The sequence below is a fragment of the Streptomyces sp. NBC_01775 genome (assembly GCF_035917675.1).
Taxonomy (GTDB): domain Bacteria; phylum Actinomycetota; class Actinomycetes; order Streptomycetales; family Streptomycetaceae; genus Streptomyces.
In genome coordinates this window covers 2,854,480-2,870,834 of record NZ_CP109104.1, presented here as the reverse complement: position 1 = coordinate 2,870,834, position 16,355 = coordinate 2,854,480, and the positions used below count along the sequence as shown (strand labels likewise).

The window sequence follows — 16,355 nt, the reverse complement described above, 5'->3', positions numbered from 1 at the left end:
ACGAAACGGTGGCTGGCGAACAGGACGTGGCGGTTCCGGCTCAGGCGCGGGAGGAGCACGCACGCCTCGCGGAGCAGATCGAGGAGCACCGCTTCCGGTACTACGTGAAGGACGCCCCGGTCGTCAGCGACGCCGAGTTCGACAGGCTGCTGCGCGCGCTGGAGGCGCTGGAGGAGGAGCACCCCTCCCTGCGCACCCCCGACTCACCGACCCAGAAGGTCTCGGGGCACTACGAGACGGAGTTCACCGAGGTCGCGCACCGCGAGCGCATGCTCTCGCTGGACAACGCCTTCGACGACGAGGAGCTGGGGGAGTGGGCCGACCGCGTCGCCCGTGAGCTGGAGGGCGTGCCCTACCATTTCCTGTGCGAGCTGAAGGTGGACGGCCTCGCGGTCAACCTCACCTATGAGCACGGCAGACTCACCCGCGCCGCCACTCGCGGCGACGGCCGCACCGGCGAGGACATCACCCCCAACGTCCGTACGATCGCCGACATCCCCGAGCGCCTCACCGGCGAGCGCCTCCCCGAGCTGGTCGAGGTGCGCGGCGAGGTCTTCTTCCCCATGGAGCGCTTCGAGGAGCTGAACGCACGCCTGGTGGAGGCGGGCGAGAAGCCCTTCGCCAACCCGCGCAACGCGGCGGCCGGCTCGCTGCGCCAGAAGGACCCCCGCGTCACCGCCACCCGGCCGCTGCACATGGTCGTGCACGGCATCGGCGCCCTGGAGGGCTTCGAGAAGGAGGACTTCAGCCGTCTCTCGCACGCCTACGACCTGCTGGGCGAGTGGGGCCTGCCGACCTCCGCCCACGCGAAGGTCGTGGACGGGCTGGAGGGCGTGCGGAAGTTCATCGCCCACTACGGCGAGCACCGCCACTCGGTCGAGCACGAGATCGACGGCGTCGTGGTGAAGCTGGACGAGATCCGGCTCCAGGGCCGGCTGGGCTCCACCTCCCGCGCTCCTCGCTGGGCCATCGCGTGGAAGTACGCGCCCGAGGAGGTCAACACCAAGCTGGCCGACATCCGCGTCGGCGTCGGGCGCACGGGCCGGGTCACTCCCTACGCGGTCGTCGAGCCGGTCACGGTCGCCGGCTCCGAGGTCGAGTTCGCCACGCTGCACAACCAGGAGGTCGTCAAGTCCAAGGGCGTCCTCATCGGGGACACGGTCGTCCTGCGCAAGGCCGGCGACGTCATCCCCGAGATCCTCGGCCCCGTCGCCGACCTGCGGGACGGCACCGAGCGGGAGTTCGTGATGCCCGCCGTGTGCCCCGAGTGCGGCTCGGCCCTCCAGCCCATGAAGGAGGGGGACATCGACCTGCGGTGTCCCAACGCCCGCTCCTGCCCGGCCCAGCTGCGCGAGCGGCTCTTCTACCTGGCGGGCCGCAAGTCGCTGGACATCGAGCACTTCGGCTACGTGGTGGCCAGCGCGCTCACCCAGCCGCTGGAGCCGGCCCAGCCGCCGCTGCGGGACGAGAGCGGCCTGTTCGACCTCACCGTCGAGGACCTGCTGCCGATCGTGGCGTATGTGGTCGACCAGGACAGCGGGCTGCCCAAGCGCGACCCGAAGACGGGCGAGGAGAAGACCGTCACCCTCTTCGCCAACCAGCAGGGCGAGCCGAGGAAGAACACCCTGGCCATGCTGGAGAACATCCAGGCGGCCAAGGACCGGCCGCTGGCCAGGATCATCACGGGCCTGTCCATCCGCCATGTGGGCCCGGTCGCCGCCGAGGCACTCGCCCGCGAGTTCCGCTCGCTGGACCGGATCGCGGCGGCCGAGGAGGCCGAGCTGGCTGCCACCGAGGGCGTCGGGCCGACGATCGCCGCCTCGCTGAAGGCGTGGTTCGCCGAGGACTGGCACCGCGAGATCGTCGAGCGCTGGCGCGCGGCCGGGGTCCGGATGGAAGAGGAGGCGGCGGGCGAGGAGACCCCGCGCCCCCTGGAGGGGCTCACCGTCGTGGTCACCGGCACCCTGGCGACCTACACCCGGGACGGAGCGAAGGCCGCGCTCCAGAACCAGGGCGCCAAGGTCACGGGATCGGTTTCGAAGAAGACCGGATTCGTCGTGGTAGGCGACAACCCTGGCTCAAAACATGACAAGGCCGTGCAGTTGAAGGTGCCGATTCTGGACGACGACGGCCTCACGGTCCTGTTGGAGCAGGGGCCGGATGCCGCACGAGAGACGGCATTGCCGGAGGAGGAACCGGAGAAAGCGGACGATTGACCTCCATGGGCGAGTCCGGGACATGTCGCAACGCCCGTGCGGGGCACTTCTGTTCGCGCACGGGCACCACCCGGTGACCCCAGCCTCCCGCCTCACCGACCTCCGGAACCAGCCGTTCGGCCACAACACCCGTACGGTGCGGGGAAGATGGGCACGATTCGTCGTAGGCGTATTCAGGTAACAGCGGCCGATCGCTGCCCCTCCTACCGGTCAGCGGCCTACTGTTGAAACGTACGCCTGCGGCGGCGACGCAGGCGCGGACGGCTGCGAGAGGGACCAGGATGCTGGAATTCTCCGGGGGAGCCCGGCCCCCGTTCTCCCGCCTGCCCTCGGACGGCACGCGCCGGGGGGCCCGGACGGCACGGGGTGCGGGCACAGGGGCAGGCACGAACACAGGCACGGGGCAGGCCATCGGCGGGGTCGCCGCTCCGGGCGCGCCGGGCGGCAGGAGCGGCTCCGGCACCGCCGGCGGCGAGGAAGCCCCCTGGCTCCAGCGGCTGCTGGCCCTGCGACCGCCGCTGCTGCCCGCGCTCGTCCTCGCCCTCGCGGTCCTCGCCCTGACCGGCGGCCTCATCCGGGTACTCGCCACCGGCCACTCCCTCTTCCCCGGCGGCACCGTCGGCTGGTCGTTCGCCGTGCTGACGGGATCCGTCGTCGCCCACCTCGTCACCATGGGCCGCGACCGCTGGTGGAGCGGCACCGGCTCGGGCCCCGCGCTCACCCTCGCCATCTTGCTGCTGTGCGGCTGGGTGCCCGCGCTGCTGGTCAGTCTCGCCGTCGTCGTCCTGGTCGGCGCCGCGCGCCGGCACCGCTGGCGGCAGGCGTTCGTGCAGGGCGCCATCGACATCCTCGGCATCGGCGCCGCCTCGCTCTCCCTCGCCCTGTGCGGAGTGCGCCCCTCCGTGGAGAACCCCTGGGAGCCCCCCGACTGGGAGCTGTCGGCCGCGCCGCAGATCGTGCTCGTCGCCGGGGTCTATCTGCTGGTCACCCGGGCCCTCCAGTGGTACACCTCGGCCCCGCACGCCGGGGGCCTGCCCTCGGCGCTGCGCACCGCGCTCGTCCGCCAGAGCCTCGTCGGCGTCTCCCTGCTGGGCATCGCCCCGCTCATCGTCGTCGTCGCCGTCCACAAGCCGCTGCTGCTCCCGCTGTTCGCGATCCCGCTGATCGCCCTCGACTCCACGCTCCGCATCGCCCGCGCCCGCGCCGAGGAACAGCTGCGCGACCCGCTCACCGGGCTGCCCAACCGGCTGTGGCTGCTGGAGCGCACCTGGGCGGCGCTCGACGAGGCCGAGCGCACCGGAGCCCGCTCCGCGCTCGTCCTCATCGACCTGGACCGCTTCCGCTCCGTCAACGACACCCTCGGCCATCTCGCGGGCGACCGGCTCCTGTTGCAGATAGCGCAGCGGCTGCGGGACGCGCTCCCGCGCGGCGCGGAGGCGGCCAGGCTCGGCGGCGACGAGTTCGCCGTGCTGCTCCCGGTCGCCGACTCCACCACCAGCGCCCAGCGGATCGCGCGGGGCCTGGTCTCGGCCCTCGGCTCCCCGCTCGACCTGGACGGACTGACGCTCGTGCTGGAGGCCAGCGCCGGTGTCGCCGTCTTCCCCGACCACGCCGACGAGGCCGAGGGCCTGCTGCGCCGCGCCGACGTGGCGATGTACGAGGCCAAGCGGGACCGCACCGCCGTCGAGGTCTACGAGGCCACCCGGGACGGCAACACCCCCGACCGCCTCGGGCTCCTCGCCGACCTGCGGCGCGCGCTGGACGCCGGCGAGGTCGAGCTGCACTACCAGCCCAAGGTCGGCTTCGACGGCACCGTCTCCGGCCTGGAGGCGCTGGTGCGCTGGGTGCACCCCGAGCGCGGGCGCGTCCCCCCGGACGAGTTCATCGCCATCGCCGAGACCTCGGGCCTGATGCCCCGGCTGACCGAGTACGTGCTGGAGACCGCCCTCGCACAGGTCGCCATCTGGCGCTCGTGCGGGCTGACCGTGCCGGTCGCCGTCAACGTCTCGCCCCGCGACGTCCACTCGCCCGGCTTCGCCGGCGCCGTCGCGGCCCGGCTGGCCCGGCACGGCGTACCCCCGGGAGCGCTTCAGCTGGAGATCACCGAGCACGTGCTGCTCGAAGACCCCCAGCAGGCGGCCGACACCCTGGCGGGGCTCACCGGGCACGGCGTGAAGATGTCGCTCGACGACTTCGGGACCGGCTACTCCTCCCTGGTCCACCTGCGGCGGCTGCCCGTCAGCGAGCTGAAGATCGACCGGTCGTTCGTGGCCCGGCTCGCGGTGGACACCGAGGACGCGGAGATCGTGCGCTGCACGGTGGATCTGGCGCACTCCTTGGGGCTCATGGTTGTGGCGGAGGGGGTGGAGGACGACGAGACGTGGGAGCGGCTTCGGGATCTTGGCTGCGATGCGGTTCAGGGGTGGCTCGTTGCTGCGGCCATGCCGCCCGGTGAGACCACCGCGTGGTTGAGGGCCCGCGAGGTCCCGGCGGCCCGCTCCATAACGTCGGGGCCGCCTGCCCGCACCCCGTAACCGGGGCCGGGCGGGTTCGCGCCGGCCCGGCGAACGGCGGCCGGCCCGGCGAACGGCGGCCTGCCCGGCGTCGGCTGCCCGCTCAGGCGGCTGCCTCCTCGGCCAGCCCGTACAGCAGGTTGTACGCAGTCGGCATCAGTGGGCAGCGCCGGGATCTGCGGGTGGCCACGGCGGCGAGGCCGGTGCCGGATGCCGGGTGGTAGCCGAGGAACGCCTGCTGACCGAAGACCGCCCCGGCGTGGAAGAGCAACGGTCCACCGGGTGCGGGGTGCTGGAACCAGGCCAGGGTGTGCGTCTCACCGCGCCGCCCGCCCCGGTGCAGCTGCGGCACCTGAACCTCCTTCAGCGGCCCGCTCAGCGAGGTGGCCGCGGGGTGCAGATGGGCCTCCAGGTAGCCGAGCATGTCGTGCGGAGTGGCCCGCACGGCCCCCGCCGCGCTGAAGGCGCCCATGTCGGTGCCGGGCAGCGGGGTGCGGCCGTCACCGCGGTAGCCCACGGCGTCCGCTCCCGTGGGCCCCGGCGCCAGTGTGGTGCCGGTCAGCCCGAGGGGCCGTAGCACCTGGGTGCCCAGCAGCGCCGGGTACGTGCCCTGGGCCGCCCGGGCCAGGGCCGGGCCCAGCAGCGCGACGCCGAAGTTCGAGTAGCTCCAGCGGCTTCCCGCCGGGTGCCGGGGCCGGGTGGCCGCGAAGGTGCGCAGCAGCCGGCCGGTGTCGTAGCGGGCGTAGCCGCTCACGCTGGGGCGCAGCAGGGCGCCGGGAAGCAGGTCGTAGGGAATGCGGGGCAGCCCGGCGGTGTGCGTGGCCAGATTGCGCAGCGTGATGCCGCGGGAGGCGGGGTGCGGCAGCCGCAGCGTGGGCGGCAGATGCGCGGCCAGCCGGTCGTCCTGGGTCAGCACGCCCTCGGCGGCCAGTGTGACCAGCAGCAGCACGGTGTACGTCTTGGTGAGCGAGCCGAGTTCGTAGCGCAGCGCCTCCCGGGGGGTGGTGCGTTCGGGCGCCAGACCGCCGGTCACCACGGTTCGCCTGCCGCGCCGGGTGACGCCGAGCACCACGTCGGGCGCTTCGAGGCGGGCCACCTCCAGCGCGAGCCGGTTTCTGAGCGCGGTCTCGGAACGGTCCGTCCGGTCTCTCCTGTCCGTCTGGTCCGTCCGGTCCGTCGTCATGTCCCGCCTGCCGACAGCGAGCGGGAGGTGGCCATGGCGGACGCGGAAGCGGCGACCAGCGTGGGGTGGTGCACGGTGTCGAAGACGTCGGACGGGTCGCCCTGCGGCATCTGCCCCCACGTCGGCATCGCTCCTGTCGGGGACTGCGCCGCCGCGTACCGCTCCCACAGCTCTCCGTCCAGCGCGGGCCGCGGCAGACAGGCGTCGACGATGAGGAGCTCGCCCAGCAGGTCCCAGTGTTCGAGTTCCGCCCAGTCCGTCGCCCAGGCGGGCAGATACAGCCTGAGATAGTCGGCGAGCGGCTCCGGCAGGCCGCCCGGATCCTCGCCCCAGTTGGTTAGGTGGAAGACGGTGTGGGTGATGTCGTAGGCGGTGTGCAGATGCACCGTCCACGGCTCCGGACGGTGGCCGAGCCAGGTGGCCGCGGTGGCCCGCGCGAAGTCGCCGCTGGGTGTCAGCCCCATCCGGCGCTCCGCGTTGAGGACCCCCAGCCGCCTGCACGGGGGCATTTCCAGCGCCTGCCAGGTGGTGCTGCGCCGGGGGAGTTCCAGCGCCGCCTCAAGCCCGGGGTGCCGGTGGTCCAGTTCGTGGAAGGCCGCGTAGATCTCCAGGGACACGGGGGAGAACGGCTCGTTGTGCTGGTGCGCGGCCAGCACGTTTCCGCCGTCCAGCAACTCCCGCCAGGCGAAGTCCAGCAGCGCCCCGGCCCGTGTGCGCTGCCGGCTGCCCGCCACGCCTTCCCGGAAGAGCATCCTCATGTTGATCGCCAGTTCGCCGATCGGCTTGAGACGTTCCACCAGGGCATCCCCCCGTGCCCGGTCCGCCTCGGTCAGCCGGAAGTAGTCGCGATGGGCGTCGAGCCAGCTGAGCGCGCGGTCGCCGACGGTGTGCAGCAGCGCGGGGGGAGCGGGGGCGATCGTGGTCATCCGGCGGTCTCCCTCTCCGGGGCCGGGCTCGGGTCCGGGGCCGGGTCCGGGGCCGCGGTCCGGGCCAAGGTGGCGGCGAACGACAGGACGAGGGTGGAGTGGTAGCAGGCGTAGAAGGTGTCCACGGCGCTGGTCCCGGGCACGGGCGGGGCTCCCTGCTCGGGGAGGGCGCCGTCCGCCGTCCTGGCGTCGGCCAGCCGCTGCCAGACCGCCGCGTCGAACGGCGCGCCGGGCAGGAAGGCGGTGACGGCCAGCAGTTCGCCCACCAGGTCCCACAACTGCTCCTCCAGCCAGCTCTCCACCCAGGCGGGCAGCCACAGCCGCAGGTACTCCGCCGCTGCGGGGGAGAGCCGGGCCCGTTCGCGGCCCCAGTCGGTGAGGTGGAAGGCGTCGTGGGTGAGGCCGTAGGCCGATCTGCACTCCAGCAGCCAGGGCTCCGGCAGCCGGCCCAGGCCGGTGTCGGCCAGCTCCGCGCCGAAGTCGGCGTGGAGCGGCAGTCCGATCCTCTCCTCGGCGTTGAGCACGGCCAGTGTCCGGGTATGGTCCTCGCGCGCGACCTGCCAGCCGCGCAGCGCGGTCGTGGTCCGCATCAGCTCGTCCACGGCGGCGTTGCGCAGCCCGGCCCGAGCGAAGACGCCGTACAGCTCCACCGGGTAGGTGGCCTGCGGCTCCCCCCTCACGAGGTCGGCGAACAGGTCGCCCTCGCGGGTCTCCTGCCAGGCGTGGGAGAACAGCCGCCCCGCCTGGGCGCGCAGGGCGGGCACGGGGTGGCAGGACGCGATCAGCGCTGTCAGCTCGGCGAGCTCACAGAGCGGTTTGAGGGTCACGTTCGGATCGGCGGTGGTGGTGACGTCCGGCGGCAGACGGAAGCAGTCTCGGTTGCGCTCCGTCCATCCCAGGCTCTCGCCCACCAGGACGTCGAGGAGTTCCGCGTCTGCTTCCTGGGCCCTGTGGCGGCTCTCGGGAGCCGCCTGGCGGGTGGCGGTCACCGGGCCCGCCCGAAGAAGATCTGGGCGGCGGTGACATGGACGGTGACCCGGGGGTCGTCGCTCATCTGCCGTACGAAGCGCAGTCCGTCATCCAGGCCGAGGGTGGGCGGCGTCTGTGGCAGCCGGGCCAGCCAGCGGCCCAGTCCCGCCGACTGCTGCCAGTCGCGGCGGCGTACGGCGCGGACGAAGCCGCGGGCCAGGTCCTCGGTGCGTCCGGTCAGCCGCTCGGTGAGGACGGGCGCGAGTCCGGGCAGCGCCAGGGACGCGAGCTGGGAGACCCGGTGGGACAGCCGGGGCCAGGGGTCGGAGGTGAGCCAGTCGTCTCCCGGCTCGGGCGGGTTCGGCAAGTGCGCGGCGTGGGCGGGCAGGAACGCGCGGGAGGCTTCCATCAGCCCGCGGTAGCTCCACACCGAGACGGCCGAGGCGCCGTCGGCCGGCGGGAAGGCGGTCAGCGCCTCCCGCACCATCGCCGCGTCCGCGTTGCCCGCGCCGTCGGCTCCGGGGTGTCCGTCCAGCGCGTACGGGGCGAGGGCGTCGGCGCCGAGGACCCGGACCGCGGCGGGGGAGAGCGCGTCCTCCTGCCGCAGTGTCCGGGAGAGCGCATAGGGATCGCCCTCGCCGCGCAGGGCGAGGGCGATCTCCGATGCGGCATCAGCGACGACCGCGCTCAAGGCGGCTGCTCCCTGTGCCTGTTCCGTCAAGACGGGCTCCTTACTTGGGGTCCGTCTTGGGGCGGGGGGTCGGGGGAGACAGGAGCAGCAGAGCGGCGAGGAGCACCGCGCCTCCGCACTCACGTGAGTCACGGAACACGCCGTCGGGCTCGGGGGCGTTCATCAGGCCCTCGACCTCGGACGTCAGGGCGGTGGTCTCTGCCGGAGCAGTGCGATCCATCGACATGAGATCGCTCCTTTCCTCATGGGGACAGTTTTTATAGTGACCTACTCCTCATATACGCGCAATTCGGGCAAATCGGACAGTGCGGTCCGGCCTTCCGGTCAGGCCCGGCGCACCCGCCCCGGCGCGAACGGCGGCCTCCTCGCGGGTCGCGGGCCCGGGAGCGAAAGCCAGTCCCGGACAGTCGCGGGCGACCCATAGGATTGGGGCCGGACCATCCGACACTCACAAGAGGACCGCTGCATGCCTGGCATCTCGCGCGAGGAGGTCGCCCACCTCGCCAAGCTGGCGCGCCTGGAGCTGAAAGACGAAGAGCTCGACCACTTCGCCGGACAGCTCGACGACATCATCGGCGCGGTAGCCGCCGTCTCCGATGTCGCCGACGAGGACGTACCACCGACCTCCCACCCGCTCCCGCTCACCAACGTCATGCGACAGGACGAGGTCCGTCCGTCGCTGACCCCGCAGCAGGCGCTCTCCGGCGCCCCCGCGCAGGAGCAGCAGCGTTTCAAGGTCCCGCAGATCCTGGGGGAGGAGGCATGAGCGCGATGGCCACCGAACTGATCAAGCTGTCGGCAGCCCGGCTCGCCGAGAAGATCGCGAGCGGCGAGGTGACGTCCGTCGAGGTCACCGAGGCGCACCTGGCCCGCATCGAGGCCGTCGACGAGAAGGTGCACGCCTTCCTCCACGTCGACCGCGAGGGCGCGCTCGCCCAGGCGCGCGAGGTCGACGCCCGGCGGGAGCGCGGTGAGAAGCTGGGGCCGCTGGCGGGTGTGCCGCTGGCGCTCAAGGACATCTTCACGACCGAGGGCGTGCCGACGACCGTCGGGTCGAAGATCCTGGAGGGCTGGATTCCGCCCTACGACGCCACGGTCACCAAGCGCCTCAAGGACGCCGGCGTCGTCATCCTCGGCAAGACCAACATGGACGAGTTCGCCATGGGGTCCTCCACCGAGAACAGCGCCTACGGGCCGACGGGCAACCCCTGGGACCTGACCCGTATCCCCGGCGGCTCGGGCGGCGGCTCGGCCGCCTCGCTGGCCGCCTACGAGGCGCCGCTGGCCATCGGCACCGACACCGGCGGCTCGATCCGCCAGCCTGCGGCCGTGACGGGAACGGTCGGCGTGAAGCCGACCTACGGCGGCGTCTCGCGCTACGGCATGGTCGCCTTCTCCTCGTCGCTGGACCAGGGCGGGCCCTGCGCCCGTACGGTGCTGGACGCCGCGCTGCTGCACAGCGTCATCGCGGGGCACGACGCGCTGGATTCGACCTCCATCGCCCAGCCGGTGCCGGACGTCGTCGCCGCCGCGCGGGACGGCCAGGTGCGCGGGCTGCGCGTCGGCGTCGTCAAGGAGTTCCGCGGCGAGGGCTACCAGGCCGGGGTGATGCAGCGCTTCGACGAGGCGGTGGAGCTGCTGCGCGAGCTGGGCGCCGAGGTCGTCGAGCTGTCCTGCCCGTCCTTCACGAAGGCGCTGGCGGCCTACTACCTGATCGCCCCGTCCGAGTGCTCCTCGAACCTGGCCCGCTTCGACGCCATGCGCTACGGCCTGCGCGTCGGTGACGACGGCACGCACTCCGCCGAGGAGGTCACAGCGCTGACCCGGCAGGCGGGCTTCGGTGACGAGGTCAAGCGCCGCGTCATGCTCGGTACCTACGCGCTCAGCTCCGGGTACTACGACGCGTACTACGGCTCCGCGCAGAAGGTGCGTACGCTGATCACGCGTGACTTCGAGAAGGCGTTCGAGCAGGTGGATGTCGTGGTCTCGCCGACCACGCCCACCACGGCCTTCCCGATCGGCGAGCGCGCCGATGACCCGATGGCGATGTACCTCGCCGACCTGTGCACCATCCCGTCCAACCTGGCGGGCAACGCCGCCATGTCCCTGCCGTGCGGGCTCGCCCCGGAGGACGGGCTGCCGGTGGGGCTCCAGATCATCGCCCCCGCCATGGCCGATGACAGGCTCTACCGTGTCGGTGCGGCCGTCGAGGCCGCCTACCAGGCACGTTGGGGGCACCCGCTGCTAGAGGAGGCACCGTCGCTATGAGTGGAAAGCTGGGCAAGGCCAAGGACTTCAAGAAGTCGAAGCTCGGTACGTATCTGTCCATCGGCTCCTCGTTGTTCAGCGCTGTGGGCGTCATCAAGCAGGCGAAGAAGGCCAGGCTGGAGGACGACAAGCTCCAGCTCGTGGACGCGGCCGTCTCGGCCGCCGCCGTTGCCACGGGCGTCGCGCTGCTGGTCCGCGAGCTGCGCCGGATGTCCTCCGACGACGTGCTCGCGGGCGACTGACGCGGCAGAGAAAGGTAAGTTTTCCGTGACCGTCACCGAACTGGTGTCGTACGACGAGGCGCTCGCCACGTACGACCCCGTCATGGGCCTTGAGGTCCACGTCGAACTCGGCACCAGCACCAAGATGTTCTGCGGCTGTTCGACCGAGCTGGGCGGCGAGGCCAACAGCCAGGTCTGCCCGACCTGCCTCGGCCTGCCCGGCGCCCTGCCCGTTGTCAACAAGACCGGCGTGGAGTCGGCGATCCGCATCGGCCTCGCGCTGCACTGCGACATCGCCGAGTGGTGCCGCTTCGCCCGGAAGAACTACTTCTATCCGGACATGCCGAAGAACTTCCAGACCTCCCAGTACGACGAGCCGATCGCCTTCAACGGCTATCTGGACGTCCAGCTGGAGGACGGCGAGGTCTTCCGCGTGGAGATCGAGCGCGCTCACATGGAGGAGGACACCGGGAAGTCCACGCACGTGGGCGGCGCGACGGGCCGTATCCACGGCGCCTCGCACTCCCTCCTGGACTACAACCGCGCCGGCATCCCGCTCATCGAGATCGTCACCAAGCCCATCGAGGGCGCGGGCGAGCGGGCACCGGAGGTCGCCAAGGCGTACGTCGCCGAGCTGCGCGAGCTGATCAGGGCGCTGGGCGTCTCCGAGGCCCGGATGGAGCAGGGCCAGATGCGCTGCGACGTCAACCTCTCCCTGCGTCGACGGGGTGTGGCGAAGTTCGGCACCCGCAGCGAGACGAAGAACGTGAACTCGCTGCGCAGCGTCGAGCGCGCCGCCCGGTTCGAGATCCAGCGGCACGCGGCCGTGCTCGACGCCGGCGGCACGATCGTCCAGGAGACCCGGCACTTCCACGAGGACGAGGGCTCCACCACCTCCGGCCGGGTCAAGGAGGAGGCGGAGGACTACCGCTACTTCCCCGAGCCCGACCTGGTGCCGGTCGCGCCCTCGCGCGAGTGGGTCGAGGAGCTGCGCGGCACCCTGCCCGAGCTCCCGCGCGTGCGCCGCAACCGGCTGCGCGAGGAGTGGGGCATCACCGAGCACGAGATGCAGTCCGTGCTCAACGCGGGCGCCGTCGACCTGATCGTCGCCACCGTCGAGGCGGGCGCCCCCGCCGACCAGGCCCGCAAGTGGTGGATGGGCGAGCTGGCCCGCCGCGCCAACGAGGACGGCGTGGAGCTGCGCGCGCTGCCCATCACTCCCGAGCAGGTCGCCCGGCTCTCGGCGCTGGTCGCCGAGGGCTCGCTCAACGACAAGCTGGCCCGTCAGACCATCGAGGGCGTGCTCGCGGGCGAGGGCACCCCGGACGAGGTCATCGACAAGCGCGGCCTCAAGATCGTCTCGGATGAGGGTGCGCTCGGCAAGGCCGTGGACGAGGCCATCGAGGGCAACCCCGCCATCGCCGAGAAGATCCGCGGCGGCAAGGTCGCCGCGGCGGGCGCACTGGTCGGCGCGGTCATGAAGGCCACCCGCGGCCAGGCCGACGCCGCGCGCGTGAAGGAGCTGATCCTGGAGAGGCTGGGCGTCGAGGGCTGACGGCGGCGTGGAGGGCTGACGGCCCTTCGACGCGGACGGTCCTTTTTGACGCGGTCGACGAGGGGCGGGCACCAGGTACCTGGTGCCCGCCCCTCGTGCGTTTACGGCTCCGTCCCCGGGGCGGAGCCGTCGTGATCACCTTCAGTACGACGCCGGCGTCCGCGGGCGGGCGCCTACTCCACCAGGCGTCTGGGGGCCACGTCCGGTAGCGGCGGGGGCTCCGTTGTCGCGTCGAACGCCTTCGCGAACCTGTCGAACGCCTTCCGGATGTGGCCGGTCATGGCCCGCTCGGCTTCCTCCGGGGCGCAACCGTTGATCGCCGCGCTGATCCTGCGGTGCTCGGTCACGGTGTTGGCGGTGTCGATGTCTTCCGGATAGAGCCGGAAGGTGTGCAGGTGGCAGTGCGTCTGCGTGTACGCCTGCTCGGTCACCGGGTTGCCGGTGGCCTTGAGGATCGCCGCATGGAACGCGGCGTCGTGCGCCACGAGTTGCCGGCGCATGTCCCGGTAGGACTCGTGTCCTCCGGTCTCGTTCTCCGGGGCTGCCAGGGCCCGTTCGAAGGAGTCGAGTTCACGGTCGAGCAGTGGGCCGGGGTTGCTCAGCCGGTCGACCGCCGCCGCGCGTGCCGCCCACGGTTCGACCAGCAGGCGGAACTCGAACAGCGCGCGCAGACCGTCCAGATCGAGCAGCGCGGTGGTGCTGTAGCCCCGCCCCGGTTCGTAGGTGATGAGGTTGTCGCCTTCGAGGCGCTGGAGCGCCTCGCGTACCGGCGTCTGCGAGACCCCGAGGTCACGGGAGAGGGCGACGATGTTGATCCGGGTGTCGGGCGGAAGCTCGCCGTCCATGATCAAGGAGCGCAGCGTGTCGTAGACCCCGTTCGCAGCGGGCTTGGCCGCGTTCTTGCGTGGCACGCACACCTCGTCGGTCGGCTGGTGGATACCTCTGTCACGTGATCGTAACTCCAGGTGGCCAGGCCGCTGTGTGGGGGCGAGGTATTGACAGTCGCTCTATACGATCCTCAAAATCATATAGAGCTTAGCCAAATGCTATACACATCAGTGTCGATGTGAGGACACCTCATGGCTGCATCCCCTCCTCGCCAAGCTGCCGCGGTACGCCCGCCGCAGGCCGCCACCCGTACTCGCTGGATCATCATCTGGCTCGCGTTCGCCGGGCTGACGATCAATTACCTCGACCGGTCCAGCCTCAGCGTCGCCCTGCCCTTCATGGGGGAGGAGTTCCATCTCTCGGGCACCCAGAAGGGCCTTGTCTTCGCTGCCTTCTTCTGGGCGTACGACTTCTTCCAGCTCGCGGCCGGCTGGTACGTCGACAAGGTCGGCCCCCGTCGGTCGTTCACGATCGCGGCCCTGTGCTGGTCGGCCTTCACCATGGCGACCTCATTGGCCAGGGGTTTCTGGAGCCTGATCACCGCACGCTTCCTCCTCGGCGTCGGTGAGGCCCCGGCGCCGAGTACGTCGGCGAAGGTCGTGGCCACCTGGTTCCCCGAGCGGGAGCGCGCGTTCGCCACCAGCATCTGGGACTCGGGATCGCGCGTCGGAGCCGTGATCGCGCTGCCCGTCGTCACGCTGATCGTGGCGGTGACCTCCTGGCACGTGGTCTTCGTCGTGATCGGGTGCGTCGGCCTCGTATGGGCCCTGATCTGGTGGAAGGTCTACCGCGACCCCTCGGAGCACCCGTGGGCCAACGAGGCGGAGGTCGGGTACATCCGGGCCGGCGGTGCCCGCGGTGAGGCGGACGACGATGCCGAGGCCGCCTCCCTGCCCTGGAAGTCCCTGTTCCGCTATCGCACCGTCCTCAGCATGATGTTCGGCTTCTTCTGCCTGAACAGCGTGATCTACTTCTTCATCACTTTCTTCCCCGACTACCTGGTCAGCGAGCGTGGCTTCGACCTGCTCCAGCTCGGCTTCTACGGTGCGATTCCCGGCATCTGCGCCGTCGTCTGCGGATGGCTCGGCGGACTGACCGCTGACCGGGCCGTGCGCCGTGGGTACACGGTCAACCGCGTGCGCAAGGTGACCATCGTCGGAGGGCTCCTCAGCGGCTCGGTGATCATGTTCGCCGCCCTCGTACCGGAAGCGTGGATGGCGCTGGCGCTGCTGTCCGTCGCCTACTCCGGGATGACGGTCGCGGGAACCGGCATCTGGTCCCTCCCGGCCGATGTCGCGCCCAGCTCCCGGCACGTCGGGACGATCGGCGGGATGCAGAACTTCGCCTCCAACTTCGCCGGGATCCTCACCCCCATCCTCGTCGGATACCTCGTCGACCGGACGGGCTCCTACATCGCGGCGCTCGCTGTGATCGGCTGCCTCGCCCTGCTGGGTGCCTTCAACTACCTCTTCGTACTCGGCAGGGTCGAGCCCCTCACCGTCCGTACCCCCTGACCGGCGCACCGGTGCGATGCGCGACCCCGCCCACCGCCACCCGGAAAACCACCGGCCCCCCTTCCGGCCGGAGAAACCGGCCCTCCGCGACCCAAGGAAAACGATGACCCAGATCACTGCCGTGGACGTCGTCGACGTCCGGTTCCCCACCTCGCTGACCGGCGACGGTTCCGACGCCATGAACAAGGACGGCGACTACTCGGCGACGTATGTCGTGCTGCGCACCGACGACCCCGGACTGTCCGGCTACGGATTCACCTTCACCATCGGCCGCGGGAACGACCTGTGCGTGGCCGCGGCCGAGCAGCGCGCCCGCCCGCTGGTGGGAAAGAGCGTCGAGGAGATCACCTCCGACCTGGGCGGCATCTACCGCGAGCTTCAGTCGGACTCCCAACTGCGCTGGCTCGGCCCCGACAAGGGAGTGATCCACCTCGCCCTCGCAGCGGTGATGAACGCCGTCTGGGACCTCGCGGCGCGCCGGGCGGGCGTGCCCCTGTGGCAGCTGCTCGCCCGGATGACGCCCGCCGAACTCGTCGACGCCGCCGACATGCGCTACCTGTCGGACGTCCTCAGCCGCGACGAGGCGATCGGCCTGCTCACCCGGCTGGCGGACACGAGGGAGGAGCGCACGGCGCAGCTGGAGAAGGCCGGCTATCCCTCCTACACGACGTCCGCCGGATGGCTCGGCTACACCGACGACAAGCTCAGGGCGCTGTGCGAGGAGGCGGTCGACGCGGGATACCGCCATGTGAAGCTGAAGGTCGGCGCGGACCTGGACGACGACATCCGGCGGTGCGCCATCGCCCGGGAGGTCATCGGCGAGGACGCCCACCTGATGATCGACGCCAACCAGGTCTGGGACGTCCCCCAGGCCATCGAATGGACCCGCGCCCTCGCCCGGTTCAAGCCCCTGTGGATCGAGGAGCCCACCAGCCCCGACGACGTACTCGGCCACGCCCGGATCCGCGAAGCGGTCGCCCCCGTCGGGGTGGCGACCGGAGAGCACGCCATGAACCGGGTGCTGTTCAAACAGCTCTTCCAGGCCGGGGCGATCGACTACTGCCAGTTGGACTCCTGCCGTCTCGGCAGCGTCAACGAGATCCTCGCCGTCTTGTTCATGGCGGCCAAGTACGAGGTGCCGGTGTGCCCGCACGCCGGTGGCGTGGGCCTGTGCGAACTCGTCCAGCACCTGTCGGTGTTCGACTTCATCGCCGTCTCGGGCAGCCTCGAAGGGCGTGTCACGGAGTTCGTCGACCACCTGCACGAGCACTTCGTCGATCCCTGCGTCGTGAGCGACGGGGCGTATGTGCTGCCCCGGCAGCCCGGCTACAGCGCACAGCTGCACGACGCGTCACTGGCCGAATTCTCGTTCCCGGACGGCACGTACTGGGCCGGACGGTGACCCCGGCCG

General features: G+C 71.3%; 14 protein-coding genes. 8 read left to right on the top strand and 6 right to left on the bottom strand.

All coding sequences use genetic code 11. The features are described from left to right. The first annotated feature begins 8 nt into the window (after window positions 1-8). Together ligA and OHB04_RS12755 are read left to right on the top strand one after the other, a co-directional pair. Window positions 9-2,216, top strand: coding sequence for an NAD-dependent DNA ligase LigA (gene ligA / locus OHB04_RS12760; protein WP_326807472.1), 2,208 nt, complete (start codon window positions 9-11; stop codon window positions 2,214-2,216). 281 nt (window positions 2,217-2,497) lie between these two features. Beyond that, on the top strand, window positions 2,498-4,750 hold the full coding sequence (locus OHB04_RS12755; RefSeq protein WP_326687800.1) for a putative bifunctional diguanylate cyclase/phosphodiesterase: 2,253 nt from the start codon (window positions 2,498-2,500) through the stop codon (window positions 4,748-4,750). An 82-nt stretch (window positions 4,751-4,832) separates the two neighbouring features. On the opposite strand, the gene OHB04_RS12750 is transcribed toward OHB04_RS12755, so the two are convergent. From OHB04_RS12750 to OHB04_RS12730, 5 genes are read right to left on the bottom strand one after another with little or no spacing between them, the layout of a single operon-like run. Beyond that, window positions 4,833-5,912, bottom strand: a complete 1,080-nt coding sequence (locus OHB04_RS12750; RefSeq protein ID WP_326807471.1) for a serine hydrolase domain-containing protein — start codon at window positions 5,910-5,912, stop codon at window positions 4,833-4,835. Beyond that, a complete protein-coding gene (locus tag OHB04_RS12745) occupies window positions 5,909-6,838 on the bottom strand; it encodes a DUF6895 family protein (protein ID WP_326807470.1) in 930 nt (309 codons plus the stop codon). The genes OHB04_RS12750 and OHB04_RS12745 overlap by 4 nt, the downstream gene beginning before the upstream one ends. Then, complete coding sequence (locus OHB04_RS12740) at window positions 6,835-7,827, bottom strand: DUF6895 family protein (protein WP_326807469.1); 993 nt, start codon at window positions 7,825-7,827, stop codon at window positions 6,835-6,837. Before OHB04_RS12740 ends, OHB04_RS12745 begins: the two co-directional genes overlap by 4 nt. Beyond that, complete coding sequence (locus OHB04_RS12735; protein WP_326687796.1) at window positions 7,824-8,528, bottom strand: hypothetical protein; 705 nt, start codon at window positions 8,526-8,528, stop codon at window positions 7,824-7,826. Before OHB04_RS12735 ends, OHB04_RS12740 begins: the two co-directional genes overlap by 4 nt. A gap of 10 nt (window positions 8,529-8,538) precedes the next feature. After that, entirely contained in the window at window positions 8,539-8,724 is a 186-nt protein-coding gene (locus OHB04_RS12730; RefSeq protein WP_442814826.1) for a hypothetical protein, read from the bottom strand. 240 nt (window positions 8,725-8,964) lie between these two features. Between OHB04_RS12730 and gatC the strand changes: the two genes are divergently transcribed. Genes gatC through gatB form a run of 4 tightly spaced genes read left to right on the top strand, consistent with a single transcriptional unit; the run spans window position 8,965 to window position 12,542 of the window. Then, window positions 8,965-9,264, top strand: coding sequence for an Asp-tRNA(Asn)/Glu-tRNA(Gln) amidotransferase subunit GatC (gene gatC / locus OHB04_RS12725; RefSeq protein ID WP_326687795.1), 300 nt, complete (start codon window positions 8,965-8,967; stop codon window positions 9,262-9,264). A gap of 5 nt (window positions 9,265-9,269) precedes the next feature. Then, window positions 9,270-10,766, top strand: coding sequence for an Asp-tRNA(Asn)/Glu-tRNA(Gln) amidotransferase subunit GatA (gene gatA, locus OHB04_RS12720; protein WP_405807542.1), 1,497 nt, complete (start codon window positions 9,270-9,272; stop codon window positions 10,764-10,766). Further along, complete coding sequence (locus OHB04_RS12715; protein WP_326687793.1) at window positions 10,763-11,008, top strand: hypothetical protein; 246 nt, start codon at window positions 10,763-10,765, stop codon at window positions 11,006-11,008. The genes gatA and OHB04_RS12715 overlap by 4 nt, the downstream gene beginning before the upstream one ends. 25 nt (window positions 11,009-11,033) lie before the next feature. Next, window positions 11,034-12,542 carry an Asp-tRNA(Asn)/Glu-tRNA(Gln) amidotransferase subunit GatB gene (gene gatB / locus OHB04_RS12710; RefSeq protein ID WP_326687792.1) on the top strand — a complete coding sequence of 503 codons (1,509 nt, stop codon included), beginning with the start codon at window positions 11,034-11,036 and terminating at the stop codon, window positions 12,540-12,542. Between the two features lie 173 nt (window positions 12,543-12,715). Here the strand turns inward: gatB and OHB04_RS12705 are convergent, their stop codons facing one another. Further along, on the bottom strand, window positions 12,716-13,453 hold the full coding sequence (locus OHB04_RS12705) for a GntR family transcriptional regulator (protein ID WP_326687791.1): 738 nt from the start codon (window positions 13,451-13,453) through the stop codon (window positions 12,716-12,718). A gap of 168 nt (window positions 13,454-13,621) precedes the next feature. On the opposite strand from OHB04_RS12705, the gene OHB04_RS12700 reads away from it, so the two are divergent. Next, window positions 13,622-14,944 (top strand): MFS transporter, encoded by a 1,323-nt coding sequence (locus tag OHB04_RS12700; protein ID WP_326687790.1) that lies wholly within the window; start codon window positions 13,622-13,624, stop codon window positions 14,942-14,944. A 103-nt stretch (window positions 14,945-15,047) separates the two neighbouring features. Next, the gene (locus tag OHB04_RS12695; protein WP_326687789.1) at window positions 15,048-16,346 is read left to right on the top strand and encodes an L-fuconate dehydratase; all 1,299 of its coding nucleotides are present in this window, start codon (window positions 15,048-15,050) and stop codon (window positions 16,344-16,346) included. Window positions 16,347-16,355 lie beyond the last annotated feature (9 nt).

Excerpts from the sequence above, each read along its gene's own strand:
- OHB04_RS12715 (WP_326687793.1), top strand. The coding sequence starts at position 10,763 with ATGAGTGGAAAGCTGGGCAAGGCCAAGGACTTCAAGAAGTCGAAGCTC.
- gatA (WP_405807542.1), top strand. The coding sequence starts at position 9,270 with ATGGCCACCGAACTGATCAAGCTGTCGGCAGCCCGGCTCGCCGAGAAG.
- OHB04_RS12755 (WP_326687800.1), top strand. The coding sequence starts at position 2,498 with ATGCTGGAATTCTCCGGGGGAGCCCGGCCCCCGTTCTCCCGCCTGCCC.
- OHB04_RS12730 (WP_442814826.1), bottom strand. The coding sequence starts at position 8,724 with ATGTCGATGGATCGCACTGCTCCGGCAGAGACCACCGCCCTGACGTCC.
- OHB04_RS12745 (WP_326807470.1), bottom strand. The coding sequence starts at position 6,838 with ATGACCACGATCGCCCCCGCTCCCCCCGCGCTGCTGCACACCGTCGGC.
- gatC (WP_326687795.1), top strand. The coding sequence starts at position 8,965 with ATGCCTGGCATCTCGCGCGAGGAGGTCGCCCACCTCGCCAAGCTGGCG.
- OHB04_RS12695 (WP_326687789.1), top strand. The coding sequence starts at position 15,048 with ATGACCCAGATCACTGCCGTGGACGTCGTCGACGTCCGGTTCCCCACC.
- OHB04_RS12750 (WP_326807471.1), bottom strand. The coding sequence starts at position 5,912 with ATGACGACGGACCGGACGGACCAGACGGACAGGAGAGACCGGACGGAC.
- OHB04_RS12700 (WP_326687790.1), top strand. The coding sequence starts at position 13,622 with ATGGCTGCATCCCCTCCTCGCCAAGCTGCCGCGGTACGCCCGCCGCAG.